11 protein-coding genes are annotated in these 16,026 nt (G+C 70.9%); 4 read left to right on the top strand and 7 right to left on the bottom strand.

The window, feature by feature from the left end; all coding sequences use genetic code 11:
- Window positions 1-193: 193 nt before the first annotated feature.
- From ACZ7EG_RS03500 to lxmK, 7 genes are all read right to left on the bottom strand, one after another.
- Window positions 194-1,483 (bottom strand): ABC transporter permease, encoded by a 1,290-nt coding sequence (locus ACZ7EG_RS03500; RefSeq protein ID WP_471071589.1) that lies wholly within the window; start codon window positions 1,481-1,483, stop codon window positions 194-196.
- Window positions 1,480-2,475 (bottom strand): ABC transporter ATP-binding protein, encoded by a 996-nt coding sequence (locus tag ACZ7EG_RS03495; protein WP_471071586.1) that lies wholly within the window; start codon window positions 2,473-2,475, stop codon window positions 1,480-1,482. Before ACZ7EG_RS03495 ends, ACZ7EG_RS03500 begins: the two co-directional genes overlap by 4 nt.
- 94 nt (window positions 2,476-2,569) lie before the next feature.
- Window positions 2,570-3,373, bottom strand: coding sequence for a class I SAM-dependent methyltransferase (locus tag ACZ7EG_RS03490; protein ID WP_471071583.1), 804 nt, complete (start codon window positions 3,371-3,373; stop codon window positions 2,570-2,572).
- A gap of 20 nt (window positions 3,374-3,393) precedes the next feature.
- Complete coding sequence (locus ACZ7EG_RS03485) at window positions 3,394-4,035, bottom strand: flavoprotein (RefSeq protein WP_471071581.1); 642 nt, start codon at window positions 4,033-4,035, stop codon at window positions 3,394-3,396.
- Complete coding sequence (locus ACZ7EG_RS03480) at window positions 4,032-5,846, bottom strand: ABC transporter ATP-binding protein (protein WP_471071578.1); 1,815 nt, start codon at window positions 5,844-5,846, stop codon at window positions 4,032-4,034. The genes ACZ7EG_RS03485 and ACZ7EG_RS03480 overlap by 4 nt, the downstream gene beginning before the upstream one ends.
- A gap of 63 nt (window positions 5,847-5,909) precedes the next feature.
- Window positions 5,910-6,974 (bottom strand): T3SS effector HopA1 family protein, encoded by a 1,065-nt coding sequence (locus tag ACZ7EG_RS03475; protein WP_471071575.1) that lies wholly within the window; start codon window positions 6,972-6,974, stop codon window positions 5,910-5,912.
- Entirely contained in the window at window positions 6,971-8,029 is a 1,059-nt protein-coding gene (lxmK, locus tag ACZ7EG_RS03470; RefSeq protein ID WP_471072457.1) for a class V lanthionine synthetase subunit LxmK, read from the bottom strand. The genes ACZ7EG_RS03475 and lxmK overlap by 4 nt, the downstream gene beginning before the upstream one ends.
- Window positions 8,030-9,302: 1,273 nt before the next feature.
- Here lxmK and ACZ7EG_RS03465 point away from each other — a divergent pair.
- The 4 genes from ACZ7EG_RS03465 (at window position 9,303) to ACZ7EG_RS03450 (ending at window position 15,755) form a co-directional block, all read left to right on the top strand.
- A complete protein-coding gene (locus ACZ7EG_RS03465; protein ID WP_471071572.1) occupies window positions 9,303-11,960 on the top strand; it encodes a CocE/NonD family hydrolase in 2,658 nt (885 codons plus the stop codon).
- On the top strand, window positions 11,957-12,823 hold the full coding sequence (locus ACZ7EG_RS03460) for an ABC transporter permease (RefSeq protein WP_471071569.1): 867 nt from the start codon (window positions 11,957-11,959) through the stop codon (window positions 12,821-12,823). The genes ACZ7EG_RS03465 and ACZ7EG_RS03460 overlap by 4 nt, the downstream gene beginning before the upstream one ends.
- 274 nt (window positions 12,824-13,097) lie before the next feature.
- Window positions 13,098-14,639 carry a vWA domain-containing protein gene (locus tag ACZ7EG_RS03455; RefSeq protein ID WP_471071566.1) on the top strand — a complete coding sequence of 514 codons (1,542 nt, stop codon included), beginning with the start codon at window positions 13,098-13,100 and terminating at the stop codon, window positions 14,637-14,639.
- Window positions 14,640-15,038: 399 nt separating this feature from the next.
- A complete protein-coding gene (locus ACZ7EG_RS03450; RefSeq protein WP_471071563.1) occupies window positions 15,039-15,755 on the top strand; it encodes a chaplin in 717 nt (238 codons plus the stop codon).
- The last annotated feature ends 271 nt before the right edge of the window (window positions 15,756-16,026 follow it).

Genomic DNA, 16,026 nt, shown 5'->3' with positions numbered 1-16,026 from the left:
GCTCTTCTTGATTCCCGCGACGACGGCGACGACAACGGCGATACCGACGGCGATCCAGAGGGCCATGCTCATGAGGTGCTCCTTCGAGGTTTTTCGGCAGGGGGTCGGCCGGGGACAGCAGGGGGTGGGGTCAGGAGGGGTGGGGACAGCAGGGGCTGAGGGACAGGAGGGGGTCGGTCGGGTACGGCGGGAACTAACGCAGCCGCAGGGCTTCGGCGAGCGGCACCCGGGAGCCGCTGCGCAGCACGCTGCCCGCGTACATCCGCCCGGCGACACGGGTCATCCCCACCAGCGCGGCGACCGCCAGCACCAGGGAGAGAGCGATCTGCCAGGCGGGGGCGGTGCCCAGCAGCATGCGGGCCGGCATCAGGATCGGGCTGAGCGGCGGTACGAGCGACAGCCATTCGATCAACGGGTCGTGCGCGTCCTTGCTCAGCAGGGCGATGCCCAGCACGAACGGCATGGTGATGAGCAGCATCACCGGCTGCACCACCCCTTGCAGGTCCTCCTGCCGTGAGACCCGCGCGGCGGCTGCGGCCAGCAGGGCGGCGAAGAGGAAGAAGCCCAGCAGGAACCAGACGCCCATCGTGACCAGCGACCCGCCCACCGCGTTCGGCAGGGTGAGGGCGCCGGTGCCCTGCGCGAGCGCCACCGCGGCTCCGCCGAGCAGAAGCAGCTGGGTCAGGCCGGCGACCGCGACACCGATGAGCTTTCCGGCGAGGAGCTGCCAGGGGCGGATGGTGGAGAGGAGCAACTCCACCACGCGGCTGCTCTTCTCCTCCACCACGCCCTGCGCCAGGGTGATCCCGTAGAAGACGAAGAAGAAGTACAGCAGCCCGGTGGAGGAGATGATCAGCGCGAACTGCTCGGCCGCGCTGTTCTCCGACGGCTCGAGTGCGTGGACCCTTACCGTGGCCGATGCCACGCGCTCCCTGAACTCCACAGGGTCCACGCCGGCGCGTTCGAGCTCCCGGGTGGTGCGCTCCTCGGCGATCGTGGCGCGCACGACGCCGAGCAGGTCCTCGTCCGCCTCACGTTCCACGGAGAGCGTGAGCCGCCCGTCGGTGCCGCCGAGCACGGCGGAGAGGTCTCCGTCGCGCAGCATCCGGTCCGTACGGTCGCCGTCGACGGTGACGAACTCGAAGTCGCCCCCCGCCTTTTCGGCGACAGCGGCGAGCGCCGGGCGCATCGCCGCGACCTCCCGCTCGACGCCCACCTCGGCCGGGCCGTCCTTGGCGAGGAGGATCACGAGGGCGTAGACGCCGAGGCCGAGCAGGAGCCCCAGGGTGCTCAGGACGAAGGACCTGGTCCGCATCCGGCTGTTGATCTCCCGCCGGGCGACCAGGCCGACCGCCCGGCGGGCCGACAGCGCGCCGGTGCCGTCCCGGGGGCCGGAGGGGCCCCCGCCCGGGTCGGAGGCGCACTCCTGGTCCGGGACGTCCGGGCCGCGCGTGTCGCCCGGCGCTGGTGTCACAGTGTTCATGTCTCGTCCCCGTCGGTGTCGTTCACTGTCGTCGCGACGCCTGCCGTGGTCTCCGTGTCCGGCGTCCGCCCGGTGTCCTCCCCGTGTGCGCCGGTTCCGGCGACCAGGTCGCGGTACAGATCCGACAGCGGGGGGCGTTCGGACACGAAGGTGAAGACCGGCCCGGTGGCCAGCGCCGCGTGCAGGACCCGCTGGTCGTCCGCGCCCTTCGCCAGGCGAAGCCGCGTACGAGAGCCCTCGCGGCTCACGACCGACACACCCCGCAGCCCCGCGGCCCAGTTCTCGCCCGCCTCCGGGGCGTCGACCAGCAGTCGGCGGTCGGCGTTCTCGCTCAGCTCCTCGATCGTGCCGCAGGCGATGAGGCGCCCGCCCGAGACGATGCCGACCCGGTCGCAGACGCGCTCGACGAGCGACAGTTGGTGGCTGGAAAACATGACGGGCACCCTGTCGGCGGCCCGTTCGACGAGCACGTCGTGCATGACGTCCACCGCCACCGGATCCAGGCCCGAGAACGGCTCGTCGAGCACCAGCACCTGAGGATCGTGGACCAGCGCCGCGGCCAGCTGGACCCGCTGCTGGTTGCCGAGGCTGAGGTTCTGGACCTCCTCGGAGGCGTACCGGGAGAGGTCCAGCCGCTCGACCCACCGGTCGGCCGCCGTCCGCGCGGCAGCCGACGACATGCCGTGCAACTCGCCCAGGTACCGCAGGTGTTCGGCGACCTTCATCCGTGGATACAGGCCGCGCTCCTCGGGCATGTAACCGAACTGCCTGCGGGCGGCGAAATCGACCGGGCGGCCGCGCCAGCGGACCTCCCCCTCGTCGGGTGTGAGGACGCCGAGGATGATCCGCATCGTGGTGGTCTTGCCCGCCCCGTTGCTCCCCACGAAGCCGAACAGCTCACCGGCACGGATGCCGAAGGTCATGTCCGCGACTGCCTGACGTCTGCCGTACCTCTTGCGCAGGCCGTCGACCTCCAGCACAGGCGCAGTCATGTCGTACCTCCAGAGCGAAGTACAGAGTGATGCACTATCTCGATGAAGTGTTGCGTTAACAGTATCGCGTTAACACATCACTCCGTCAAGGTAGTCATACGTTCTGCCGCTCTACCACGTAGACGTGCTTCTCCGACCGACCCGTGACCGGGCTGCGGTCCCAGTCCGCCCAGCGGTCCGTCACGCGCAGTCCCGCGAGCCGGGCCATCACGTCGAACTCCGCGGGCCAGGCGTACCGGCTGACCTCGGGCACCTTCCGCAGCCCGCCGGCGCTCATGATCGTGTGGACGACCAGGACGGACTGGAGCGACTGGTTCACCTGGATCGTGTCGAGCAGCAGCGCGTCCGGTGCCAGATGACCGACCCGGGTCGTCGCCTCGGTGAGCCGGTGGTACACCTGCGGGTTGTAGGTCTCGAAGACGGCGACACCGTCGTCCGCGAGCGCGTCGTGGATGCCGCGCAGGCAACTGATCTGCTGCTCCTGGGTGGGCAGCATGAAGAAGGTGTTGAGCGCGGTGAGCACCAGGTCGTAACGCTCCTCGACGACCAGCGCGCTGAAGTCGCCCACCGCGGTGGTGACACGGCCGGTGGAGTCGTTCTCGTGGAGTTTCGCCAGCATCGCGGGGGATGCGTCCACTCCGTGGACGCGATAGCCGTTCCGGGCCAGCGGAATGGCCAGCCGGCCGGTGCCGACCCCGAGTTCGAGCAGGGAGGCCGGGGCGGGGCGCAGCTCCTGGAGGAAGCCGACCATCGAGTCGATGGCGGGGCCGGTGGCGGGATAGAGCGAGTCGTAGACGTCGGCCAGCGACTCGCCGTACGCGCTGCTGTTCCCACCCGGTGCGGCACTCCCGCCGGAAGTCGCCTCGGCGTCGGTCGGCCGGTGTGTCTCGGTGGTCATCGTGCTGCCTCCGTGCGGTGTCAGGTGGATACGGTTTCCGGCTCGTGTCCGTCGGGGCCGCCGAGGGCCGGTTCCTCCAGCGCCGCCCGCAGCCGGTCGGCCGCGGACAGCACGTCGGGAAAGGGCGCGGGCGCCCACGCCTCGCGTTTCCCGCTGGTCGTGCTGCGGCCGGGGTGGGGCGTCACGACGGCCACGTTGCGCCGCGCGCCGAGCTTGGCGGAGTGCTCCGCGTACGCCGCGCTCTCCGCGCCACCGGGCGGCAGCGCGGGCGCCAGCGCGATCGCCGCCCGCGTGCACTGCAGCGCGAGGAGCGAGGGCGAGTCGCCCAGCCCCAGAGCAAGCCTGGCCAGGTAGTTCAGCGTCGCCGGGAAGACGACGACCGTGTCGGGCCACTGTGCGAGGTCCACATGCCGCGCCCTCGGCTCCGGCTCGTCGGGCCACCGGTCCGTCTGCACTTCACAGCCGCCGATGGCGGCCAGCGACTCCCGGGTGACGAACCTGCCGGCCGCCCCGGTCAGCACGTACCGCACCTCCGTCGCGGGGTGCCCGATCTTCAGCCAGCTCGCCCAGAAGGGCAGATGCGCGGCGGTGACCGAACCCGTCCCGATCACCAGCAGGCGCCGCGCCCCCACCGGCTCGGCCGCGGTCGCCGCGCTGCTCACCGGACCCCCGCCCCGACCGCCGGTGTGGCCGGCGCCGGCTCGCCGCCGGCCGGCTGCCGCACACCGCCGCGCAGCGACTGTCCGTGCACCAGCTCCTGGTACAGCGCGGAGCGCGTCAGCAGCTCCTCGTGGGTGCCCCGGTCGACGATGCGTCCCTCGTCCACGACCACGATCAGATCGGCGTCCTGCACCGTGGAGATGCGGTGCGCGATCACGAGTACCGCGCGCTCCTCGGCGAGGGTGCGCATCAGCGTCCGCAGCCGTTCCTCGTTCTCGCTGTCGAGTTGCGACGTCGGTTCGTCGAACAGGACGATCGCCGAGTCCCGCAGCAGGACGCGGGCGGCCGCAAGCCGCTGCCGCTGACCGCCGGACAGGTCCTCGGCCCGTCCCAGCTCGGTGTCCAGGCCGTCCGGCAGCGCTTCCACGGCGTCGCGCAGCGCCACTGCCTCCAGCGCCCGCCACAGCTCCCTGTCCGGCAGGGCACCCGTCTCGTCGTCCCGTCCGAGCAGGAGGTTCTGCCGTACCGTGCCTTCCACGAGGGTGAAGCTCTGGTCGACGTAGCTGATCGCGCCGCGCAACTGGTGCAGGGGCCACTGCTCGACAGGCAGTCCGCAGACGGCGATCCGGCCGGACTCCGGCAGGAGAAAGCGTTCGGTGAGGCCGAGCAGCGTCGTCTTTCCCGCCCCCGACGGCCCGACGATGGCGGTGAGCCCGCGCGCGGGGGCCGCGAACGTCGCCTCGTGGATGATGGTGCGCCCGCCGTCCCGGTAGGTGACCGACTCGAACTCCACCGCGGACGCGGTCGGTGACGGCTGGATGGGGGAGAGGCCCCCGGGGTTCTCCGGGGCGATCGTGAGCACGCTGTTCAGGCGGGCGCGGGCCGCGAGGCCACTCTGCATTCTGGCGACCCCCGAGACCAGCAGGGTGAGCGGCGCCACGAGTTGCAGCAGGTAGACGATGAAGGCGGCGAACTCGCCGATGTGGAGGTCGCCGGAGGCGAGCCGGGCGCCGCTGGTGACCATCACCGCGACGATCGACAGCTGTTGGCCGAGTTGCATCGTGGGTCCGACCAGGGCCGTCACCCGGGCGACCGACACAGCGGCCTTGCGGGCGTCCTCGATGCTGTGGCCCAGCGTGGCCGCCACCTGGCGTTCGGCGAGGAACGCCTTGACCGTGGGCAGTGACAGCACGGCCGCGGTCATGTGCTGGGACATGGTGCCGACGGCGTTCTGCTGGCGTTCGACACCGCTGCGGATCGACCGTACGCACAGGAAGATGCCGACGCCGGCGATCGTGAACGTGGCGAGCACGACGAGCAGCAGGACGCCGTCCAGCAGGCCCATGGCGATCAGGGTGCCGACGGCCAGGAACAGCGAGGACGGGATCTGCGCCACGCCGACGTCCACGACGGAACGCAGCTGGGTGCTGTCGGAGTTGGCCCGGGCGACCAGGTTGCCGGCCCCTTCCCGCCGAACCCGTCGCAGCGGCAGGGTCAGAATGTGCGAGGCGATGCGGAACCGTGCCTCGGAGACCAGGCCCTCACCTGCACGGGCGAGCAGGTAGGAGGACCCCGCCGACGCGAGCCCGGCGCCCACCGCGAGGCCCGCCATCGTCAGCAGCGGACCGACGGGACGTTCGTCCTCGGCCAGGGCCATCACCAGGTCGCGCACCTGGAGGGGGAGGACGAGGGTGGCGGCGGCGGAGAGCAGGCTCAGCACCACCGCGGCGGCGACGGTCGCCTTACGGCCCTTCAGGAGCTGTGCGAAGACACGTAGTTCGTCCGTGCCGTCCGGGCGGGGGGCTCTGGCCATGGTGAGGGACCTCCTGCAGTGTGCGGTGACATCCGGCCGGCCGTCACAGGCACGGCGGACGGCTCAGATCGTGGACCGGAGGGCCGTCTTCCACGGCCAGTCGTCCGAGTCGAGATTGCGGGCGGGGTCGGCGGGGTCCACGTTCGCCGCGACACACGCGGAGGCCAGTTCGGCGGCCGTCGGACGCTCACGGTTTTGTTCCGCCGCGTCCACGAAGGCCCGCGCGACCACATGCGCCCGGTGCTCGCCGAAGCTCAGGGCACGCATGCCCGTCCGCTCGTCCTTCGGCTCCCACGCAGCCGTCACACCCGGCGCCAGCACATGGGCGAAAGCGGGGGCGGGCCCCTCCGGCAGGGCGGTGGCCAGGGCGCTTTCGACCACCGTGTCGACGGCGTCCCAGGAACCCGAACCCAGGTAGACGACCATGCCGTCGTTGCGCGGCAGACTCGCCGGATTGGAGATGATCTTCGCCCGGTAGGTCGCCGAGCGGTCCTCCAGAGCGCTCAGCACGGCATGCCACAGCTCGGGCGCCGCGTCGGGGTCGGCCACCCTCAGATACAGCCGCAGCAGAGCGCCGCCGCCGGTGGTGCGGCCCGCGCCGCTGTCCACGAGGAAGAACCCGGGAGAGACGAGCGGGCGGGCCGACGGGAGGTTCATCCGCACCACCGGGCGTGCGGGATCGCCCGCCGTGCGCCCGCTGTCCCGCAGCGTGACCGAGTCCGGTACGTTCACGCGCAGGCCGTCGATCTGCACGACCTGCCGGCCGGCAGCCGTGCGCTGCCCGGTGAGGATTCCCGCTGCGACCGTCTCGCGGTGCGGAGTCGCCTCTGCCAGCCGTGCCTCGAAGTCCGGCGCGCGCAAGGTCCTGGGCGCCTCGCGGTCCTTGACACCCCGCCCGGTGTGCAGCACTTCGTACAACGTGCGGGCCAGCAGGAAGCGCATCGCCGACGCGGACTCGGCGGTCACCTCGTCATCGCGCACCCATGCCGTCCTGCCGTCCGGTGTGATCCGTACGTCCTCCAGCGCCCGGCGGAGCCCGGCCGCGAGCTCCGGTACCGCTCCCCCCTGCGCGTCGGCCCGTCCCGGCCGGCGGACGGCCGTGGCGGCCTCCTGGATGCCCGTGCTCATGCTGCCTCCCCGAGTCCGACCGTGGAGACGAAGCTCCCCGGATCCAGTAGTGCGGTCCTGCCGATGCCCGCCGCCGCCCGGACGATGGCCGACAGCCGGCCGCTCTCCCTGGTCGAGGCGATCAGACGGTCGATCAGGTGCCATCCGGCGTAGGACGTGGCGCGCACCACGAACCCGTCGTCGTCCGGGCCGCCGCCCTCGCGGTAGCCCCGGTGGAAGGCGGAGATCAGCGGAAGCACCCGGGTCAGCTCCTCACTGCCCCGCGCCACGACCTCCTCGTGGGTGAGCACGGCCGAGAAGGCGTCGTCCGTCTCCTGGGCGGGAATGCGCAGCACCGCACGGTGCAGCCACTCGCCGACGTACGATCCGACGTCGCGTGCCGGATCGCCGAGCCGGAACTCCTCCCAGTCGTTGACGTAGAACGCCGTGTCGGTGATCAGGAACTGATCCAGCCGCAGGTCTCCGTGGACGGGCACGCGTGGGGCCCCGGCCTCGGTCGCTCGCAGCCGCTCCAGCTCCTCGACCAGCGGGGCGTCGCGCTGGAGCATCCCCCACGCCTCGACGAAGGCACCGGTGGCGTTGACGTAGCTCTCCAGCGGAAGCGACCGCAGGTCCTCGACCGGTGGGTACGGATGGGGATCCGCTTCCGGGAAGTCCCCGGCCGTGTACGGGAGCCGGTGCAGCGCCGCCAGCGTCCGTCCGGCTTCGGCGGACATGGACTCGGTGAACTCCTGGTCCGCGGCGAGCTCGCTGCCGGACCTGATGCCGTCGAGCATCCGGAACACCAGCAGCCGCTGCTCCTCGTCGCCCCCGAGAAACTCGGGGCGGGGGAAGGGGTGTTCGCCGTCCCGTGCGAGACGCTCGAAGAGCAGGATTCTCCGGTACCGTTTCAGGGATTCCTTGGGGTTCCCTTTGAGTCTTTTCACGAATACCGAGTTTCCGGTGTCCGTGATACCTGACCAGTTGTCGTTCCGACCGGGATAGGAGTAGAGCTCCGAGGCCTTCAACGATCCCAACCCGAGCCGGTTCAGCAGCTGTTCGACCGCTGGATCCACGGGGCTGTCAACAGCCGACGCGGAAGACCGACCCTGCGGATATGTAATCTTTTCTCCTGCCACATGGGCTTTCTATCGCGGGGCGCTGCCGCCGGACAACGAATTGACCGGCATCGGCCACGGCCGGCGGGGCCCAGGTGCGGCGGTTCGCAAGGCCGCCCGGCGACGTGACAGGTCACGGCGCCGGGCCGCGGTGAAGCGGGGTCGCGGCGGGGCGGAAAGAAGGGCGGCGGGTGACGGTTTCCTCCGCTAACCGTCATCCGCCGCCGCATCGGCCTGCCTGCCGTGCGCTCCCGGGTCAGATGATTCTTCGACGCACGGCCCACACCACTGCTTCTATCGGGGTTTCCACGTCGACGCAGTCGCAGATCGACCGGAGTTTACGACGTAGTGTGCGGTCGCTCATCTCCATTCGTCTGGCGACCTGCGTCATGGTGCAGCCCTGGGAGACGAGTTGCAATATTCTCAAGTGATCGTTCCCTAATCTGAGGTGGGGCTCTCTCAAGGAACTATTCAATGTCACCTGTCAAACCTCATGTTTTCCTCCGACGGTGGGGCGTCGGAGCTCCGCCTGAGGGCGTGAGAATTGCGCTGCTCGCCTGGCCGTGCAGCAGTCCCACGGGCGCGCATGTCAAAAACGCCGGTTCTTCTCTCGGCGTCGATGCCAGCATCATGTGTCCGCGGTCATTCGACCAGGCCGGCACGCCCGCCACGCCGTCAAGAAAGAGGAATTCGGTGGAGTGAAGATCCTCTGAGGCGCGCGTCAGGCGGAGCTACTGATCAGAGACTGAGCTGGTACGGACTAATCGTGCGAGTCTTGGCCTGAAGCATGCTTCCCCCTAGCCGTTCGGTCACGCGAACAGTGCGGACGGCCCTTCGATAGCGCCTTTCGGGCGGGAGGTGGAAGGGTCGGTTTGTCCGTGGAGTCATTCATCGGACAGTGATCGTCCACCCGGACAGTATACGAAGGGTCGACTCGGCTTGATCAATGCTTTACCCATGTGATGGGCATCACATTACAAATACTTTCGCGGAATTTGAGGTTCCGATTGTGCTTTGCTCTCCCCTCGGGATTTGTTCGCATGTAAAACGGGTGTCGGGTCGGTGCTCTGCTCACCGATCCAAGAACAAAGGAATGCCGAGTGCGGCGAGTGCCCCTGGTCGGCGTACCGCGGACGCGGTATGCCGAGGAGCCCCGTACTCCTCTGGGAGGGGTGCCGGTTCGACCCACGGTCGACAACTGTCCGACAGCTTCACCCCGTACCGTTGACGCATGGATCTTCGACTGCCCGGACTCCACGGGCTGCTGCGGAGGCCCCGGAGGCTGCTCGCCGCCGGGGCCGCCGTCGTCGTCCTCGCGGGCGCGGGCACGTGGACGGCCGTCGCGAACGACGAGACGCCCCCGGTCCACCGCGAGGACCGGTTCCTGGCCACCGGTGACGGCGTCCGCATCGACACCTCGTTCTTCACCTCCGGGGCAGACCGCCGCCGCCCCGCCGTCCTGATCGGGCACGGCTTCGGCGGCAGCAAGAACGACGCACGGCAGCAGGCCGAGGACCTCGCCCGGGACGGCTACGCGGTCCTGACCTGGTCGGCCCGCGGCTTCGGCAAGTCCAACGGGAAGATCGGCCTGAACGACCCCGAGGGCGAGGTCGCCGACGTCTCGAAGCTCATCGACTGGCTGGCGAAGCAGCCCCAGGTCGAGCTCGACAAGAAGGGCGACCCCCGCGTCGGCATGGCGGGCGCCTCCTACGGCGGCGCGATCGCCCTGCTCGCCGCGGGCCGTGACGACCGCGTCGACGCCATCGCCCCGGCGATCACGTACTGGAACCTCGCCGACGCCCTCTTCCCGAAGGGCGTCTTCAAGAAGCTCTGGGCCGGCATCTTCGTCAACTCCGGCGGCGGCTGCCTGAAGTTCGAGCCCGAGCTGTGCCGGATGTACGAGCGGGTCGCCGAGTCGGGCAGGCCCGACGCCGAGGCGCGCGAGCTGCTGGAGGAGCGTTCGCCGTCCGCGGTCGGCAAGAACATCAAGGTGCCGACGCTGCTGACGCAGGGCCAGTCCGACTCCCTCTTCCCGCTCGGCCACGCCGACCAGGCCGCGAAGGCGATCCGAGCCAACGGCGCCCCCGTCGACGTCGACTGGATCGCCGGCGGCCACGACGGCGGCGACATGGAGACCGGCCGGATCGAAGGCCGGGTGACATCCTGGTTCGACCGCTACCTCAAGGACGACAAGGGCGCCGACACCGGCCCCGCCTTCCGCGTCACCCGCACCCTCGGCACGGGCTCCGGCGACGGCGAATCCCGCCTGACCGGAGTGACCTCGGACCGCTACCCCGGCCTGGAGAGCAAGCAGCGTTCCGTCTCCCTGGCCGGCCGCGAGCAGAGCTTCGACAACCCGCCCGGCGCCAGCCCGCCCGGCGTCTCCGCCCTGCCGGGCCTCGGCGCCGCCGGCGGCCTCAGCCAGCTCTCCACCCTCGGCATCGGCGTCTCCCTCGACTTCCCCGGCCAGTTCGCCGCGTTCGAGTCCGCGCCGATGCGCGAGGACCTCCAGATCACCGGCTCGCCCACCGCCACCGTCCACGTGAAGTCCACCAGCGACGACGCCGTGCTCTTCGCGAAGCTCTACGACGTCAGCCCGGGCGGCCGCACGCAGCAGGTGCTGCCCTCGCAACTCGTCACCCCCCTCAGGGTCGAGGGCGCCAAGGCCGGCAAGGACGTCACCGTCACGCTCCCGGCGATCGACCACGAGATCGACGACGGCCACCGGCTCCGCCTGGTCCTCGCCTCCACCGACCTCGGTTACGCCTCCCCGACGGCCCCGGCGACGTACACCGTCTCCCTCGAGGGCGACCTGAAGGTCCCCTCGGCCCTCGGGCAGCGCGACACCCAGGACGGGCTGCCCGCCTGGGTGTGGTGGCTGCCGCTGGCCGGCGCCGGCATCGCGTTCGCGCTGATCATCACGGGCCGCCGCCGCACGGCCGCACCCGCCCCGCCGGACCCGGCCCTGGCCGAAGTCCCCCTCCAGATCACGGACCTCACCAAGCGGTACGCGAAGTCCACCGACCGGTACGCGGTCAAGGACCTCTCCTTCCGTGTGGAGCAGGGCCAGGTCCTCGGGCTGCTCGGCCCCAACGGGGCGGGCAAGACGACCACCCTGCGCATGCTGATGGGCCTGATCAAGCCCGACGGCGGCGAGATCCGCGTCTTCGGCCACGCCATCAGCCCGGGTGCCCCGGTCCTCTCCCGGGTGGGCGCCTTCGTCGAGGGCGCCGGCTTCCTGCCCCACCTGTCCGGCCGCGAGAACCTGGAGCTGTACTGGCGCGCGACGGGCCGCCCGCGCGAGGACGCGCACCTGGAGGAGGCCCTGGAGATCGCGGGCCTCGGCGACGCCCTCGCCCGCGCAGTACGCACCTACTCCCAGGGCATGCGCCAGCGCCTCGCCATCGCCCAGGCCATGCTCGGCCTGCCGGACCTGCTCATCCTCGACGAACCGACCAACGGCCTGGACCCGCCCCAGATCCGCGAGATGCGCGAGGTGATGATCCGCTACGCCGCCGCCGGCCGCACGGTCATCGTCTCCAGCCACCTCCTCGCGGAGGTCGAGCAGACCTGCACCCACCTCGTGGTGATGGACCACGGGCAGCTCGTCCAGGCGGGCCCCGTCGAGGACATCGTCGGCTCGGGCGACACCCTCCTGGTCGGCACGGCCACGCCCGTGGACGAGCCCGTCGTGGAGAAGGTCGGCGCCCTTCCCGGCGTCGCCTCGGCCGTGCGCGCCGACGAGGGCCTCCTGGTCCAGCTCGACGCCGACGGCACCCCGCAGCGTCTGGTCGCCGACCTCGTACGCCTGGACGTGGCGGTGCGCTCGGTGGGCCCCCACCGCCGCCTGGAGGACGCCTTCCTCACCCTGATCGGAGCCGAAGCATGAGCACGCTCGCCGAGCCGCCCGTCGAGGTCGCCGACGGCTACCGCGCGGGCCGCACCCTGCCCTTCCGCGTCGAGCTGGCCCGGCAGCTGAAGCGGCGCCGCACCATGGTCATGGGCGGCGTCCTGTTCGCCCTGCCGATCATCCTGCTGATCGCCTTCCAGGTCGGCGGTGACCCGGGCGGCAACAACAACCGCGTCAACCTCATGGACACGGCGACCGCCTCCGGGGCCAACTTCGCCGCCGTCAACCTCTTCTCCGCCGCGGGCTTCCTGCTCGTCATCCCCGTCGCCCTGTTCTGCGGCGACACGATCGCCTCCGAGGCGAGCTGGTCGTCCCTGCGCTATCTGCTCGCCGCCCCCGTGCCCCGGGCCCGGCTGCTGTGGTCCAAGCTCGCCGTCGGACTCACCCTGAGCCTGGCTGCGATGGTCCTGCTCCCGGTCGTCGCCCTCCTCGTGGGGACGGCCGCCTACGGCTGGGGCCCGCTCGAACTCCCCACCGGCGGCGCCCTGTCCACCGGCACGGCGGCCCAGCGCATCCTGATCGTCGTCGCGTACATCATGGTGTCCCAACTGGTCACCGCCGCCCTCGCGTTCTGGCTGTCGACCCGGACGGACGCTCCGCTCGGCGCGGTCGGCGGCGCGGTGTTCCTCACCATCATCGGCAGCGTCCTCGACGAGGTGACGGCCCTCGGCGACTGGCGCCACTTCCTGCCCGCGCACTGGCAGTACGCCTGGCTCGACGCCGTCCGGCCCCAGCTGGAGTGGTCGGACATGATCCAGGGCACGTCGATCTCCGTGACCTACGCACTCGTCCTGTTCGCCCTGGCCTTCCGCGGTTTCGCCCGCAAGGACGTCGTCTCCTAGGCCTACGGACAGGTCAACGGAGGATCACCCACCGGTCTCGAAGCGCCGCCCCCGTGGCCGCTTCGAGACGCTTCCGCAACGCCCCGTACCGCACGTTCCGGCCCCCTGCACCGTCACAGTCGCAAGAAGCCGACGCCGACGGATGCAGGGCGTACCGCACGTTCCGGCCCCCTGCACCGTCACAGTCGCAAGAAGCCGACGCCGACGGATGCAGGGCGTACCGCACGTTCCGGCCCCCTGCACCCTCACGGTCGCAAGAAGCCGACGTCAACGGATGCAGGGGGTACGGACGATGGAGCGGTTCCGGACACGAAAGGCGCTGCTCGCCCTCACGGCCGCGAGCGGCCTGCTGCTCACCGCGTGCAGCGGGGGCGCCGACACCGGGGAGGACAGCAAGGCCGCCGACCGCCCCGACTACGGAGCACAAGAGCCCGCACCCGCCGCGAGCCGGGACGCGGACGAGCGCGAGGAACGCCGGGAAGACCCCGACCACCTCTCCACCTTCGCCCTGGACGTCGACACCGCCTCCTACGACTACGCCCGCCGGGCCCTCGCCGACGGGCGGCTGCCCGACCCGTCGACCGTCCGCCCCGAGGAGTTCGTCAACAGCTTCCGCCAGGACTACGACCGCCCCGACGGCAACGGCTTCTCGGTCACCGTCGACGGCGCCCGTACCGACGAGAAGGACTGGTCCCTGGTCCGCGTAGGCCTCGCCACCCGCACGACGGAACGCTCCGGTGAACGCCCGCCCGCCGCCCTCACCTTCGTCATCGACGTCTCGGGCTCCATGGACGAACCGGGCCGCCTGGACCTCGCCAAGGAGTCCCTCTCGGTGATGACGGACCGGCTGCGCGACGACGACTCGGTCGCGCTCGTCACCTTCAGCGACGAGGCCGAGACCGTCCTGCCCATGACCCGCCTCGACGGCAACCGCGACGAGATCCAGGACGCCGTCTCCGACCTGGACATCCAGGACTCCACCAACCTCGGCGCGGGCGTCGAGACCGGCTACGAGACGGCCGCCGAGGGCCTGCGCGAGGGCGCCACCAACCGGGTCGTCCTCATCTCCGACGCGCTCGCCAACACCGGCGACACCGACGCGGACACCATCCTGGAGCGCATCGCCGGTGAACGCCGCGAGCACGGCATCACCCTCTTCGGCGTCGGCGTCGGCAGCGACTACGGCGACGCCCTGATGGAACGCCTCGCCGACAAGGGCGACGGCCACACCGTCTACGTGTCCGACTCCGACGAGGCCCGCAAGGTCTTCTCCGAGCAGCTCCCGCGCAACGTCGACCTCACCGCCCGCGACGCCAAGGCCCAGGTCGCCTTCGACCCGGAGACGGTCGAGGAGTTCCACCTGGTCGGCTACGACAACCGGCGCGTCGCCGACGAGGACTTCCGCGACGACCGCGTCGACGGCGGCGAGGTCGGCCCCGGCCACACCGTCACCGCCCTGTACGCCGTGCGCACCGAGCCCGGCGCCGAGGGCCACCTCGCCACCGCCACCGTGCGCTGGCTCGACCCGGAGACCCGCGACCCGTACGAGGAGACCGGTGACCTGGAGACCGACGCCCTCCACGGCTCCTTGCGGGCCGCCCCCAGCCGTTTCCAGGTCACCGCGGTGGCGGCCTACTTCGCCGACGCCCTCCGCTCCCGCCACGACCGCCACGACCGCCACGACCGTCTCCCGGGAGCTCCGGCCGGCTTCACCGAACTCGCGCACCGTGCCCGCGTGTTGTCCGACCGCACGGAGGACGGGGCAGTGCGCGCACTCGCCCGGGCCATCGAACAGGCGGAACGGCAGCGGGACTGAACACCTCCCGGACTTCCGGGACGGGGACGCGGGCCAACCGGGTGAACCTGCGGAACCAATTCTTCTGCACCGGGTTGATGAGGCAGTAGAGCCATGCGGCGCCACGAGAAAGGAACGCGCAGTGCTCAAGGAGGCAATGATCGCTGCGGCGGCCGCCGCTTCCGCCATTGATGTGCCGGTGACGGCCGCTGTCCCGGCACTCGCCGGCGGACCGGCCGTCGCGCAGGGCAACGGCGAGTAACGCTGCCTCCGCAGCCCCTGTGCAGCGGGACAGCATTCCACACGCCTGATTCCTGTTCAGCACTGCGACCTGTTCATGCCGCCGCATCGTCGGCCCTGGATGTGGATCTCCGCTCCGAGGCCGGCCGCCCCAATTCTTCAAGCAGGAGGACAACTGCAATGCGACAGACCCTGAGCAAGGGAGCTTTCGCGGCGGCCGCCGCCACGGGGATTCTGTCCCTGTACGGCAGCCCCGCCCTCGCTGACTCCGACGCGTCGGGAGTGGCGAAGGATTCCCCTGGTGTGCTGTCCGGGAACAGCGTGCAGGTGCCGGTGGACGTGCCGGTCAACGTGTGCGGCAACACCGTCAACGTGCTCGCGGCGCTGAACACCGCGTTCGGCAACTCCTGCAGGAACATCTCGCACAAGTCGTCGGGCCACGAGGCGGGCTCGGACGCGTCGGCGGTGGTGAAGGGTTCTCCCGGCGTGGGGTCCGGGAACAACGTGCAGGTGCCGATCGAGGTGCCCGTGAACGCCTGCGGCAACAGCGTCGACGGGGGCGCTCTGTTCAACGACGCGCTCGAGAACGACTGTGAGAACAGCTCCTACGGCGGCGGCTACGGCGACGACGACAAGCCGTCGACGGAAGAGGAGCCGAAGCCCCCGGCCAAGGACGGTTCCGTCCCGCCGGACAGCGAGACGCCGCGTTCCACGCCTCCGGACAGCGAGGACTCGTCCGTCACCGAGGAAGCGGAGGAGCAGGAGGAGCCCGGCACCCTGCCGCAGCTGGCCGAGACCGGCAGCGAGGCCCTGGCCGCGGCATCGGCCGCCAGTGCCGTCCTGATCGCGGGCGGAGTGATGATGTACCGCCGCGGGCGCACCACCTCGTCCCGCTAGCCGTTCCCTGGGTGGCCGGGTGCGGATACCTCTCCGGCATCCGCACCCGCACCCGCACGCCGGAAGACCGGCGCCTGCCGTCATCGATGGCACATCCCAGCCGATCCGGCGACCGGGCGCCGCACGGGCCGGACCGGCAGCGCGGCTACCGCCGGCGTGGCCCCGGTACGTGCCGTTCCCCCGGCGCGAGGCCGTGGCCGCCTCGGACCGCATCACCCGCACCCCCCGTCGACCAAGGTCCGGGGGGTGTCGGCCGTCGCGTCGCACGGCT

The organism is Streptomyces sp. NPDC037100, from assembly GCF_055606225.1.
The sequence above is the reverse complement of the archived record's forward strand: the minus strand, read 5'-3'. Positions and strand labels throughout refer to the sequence as shown.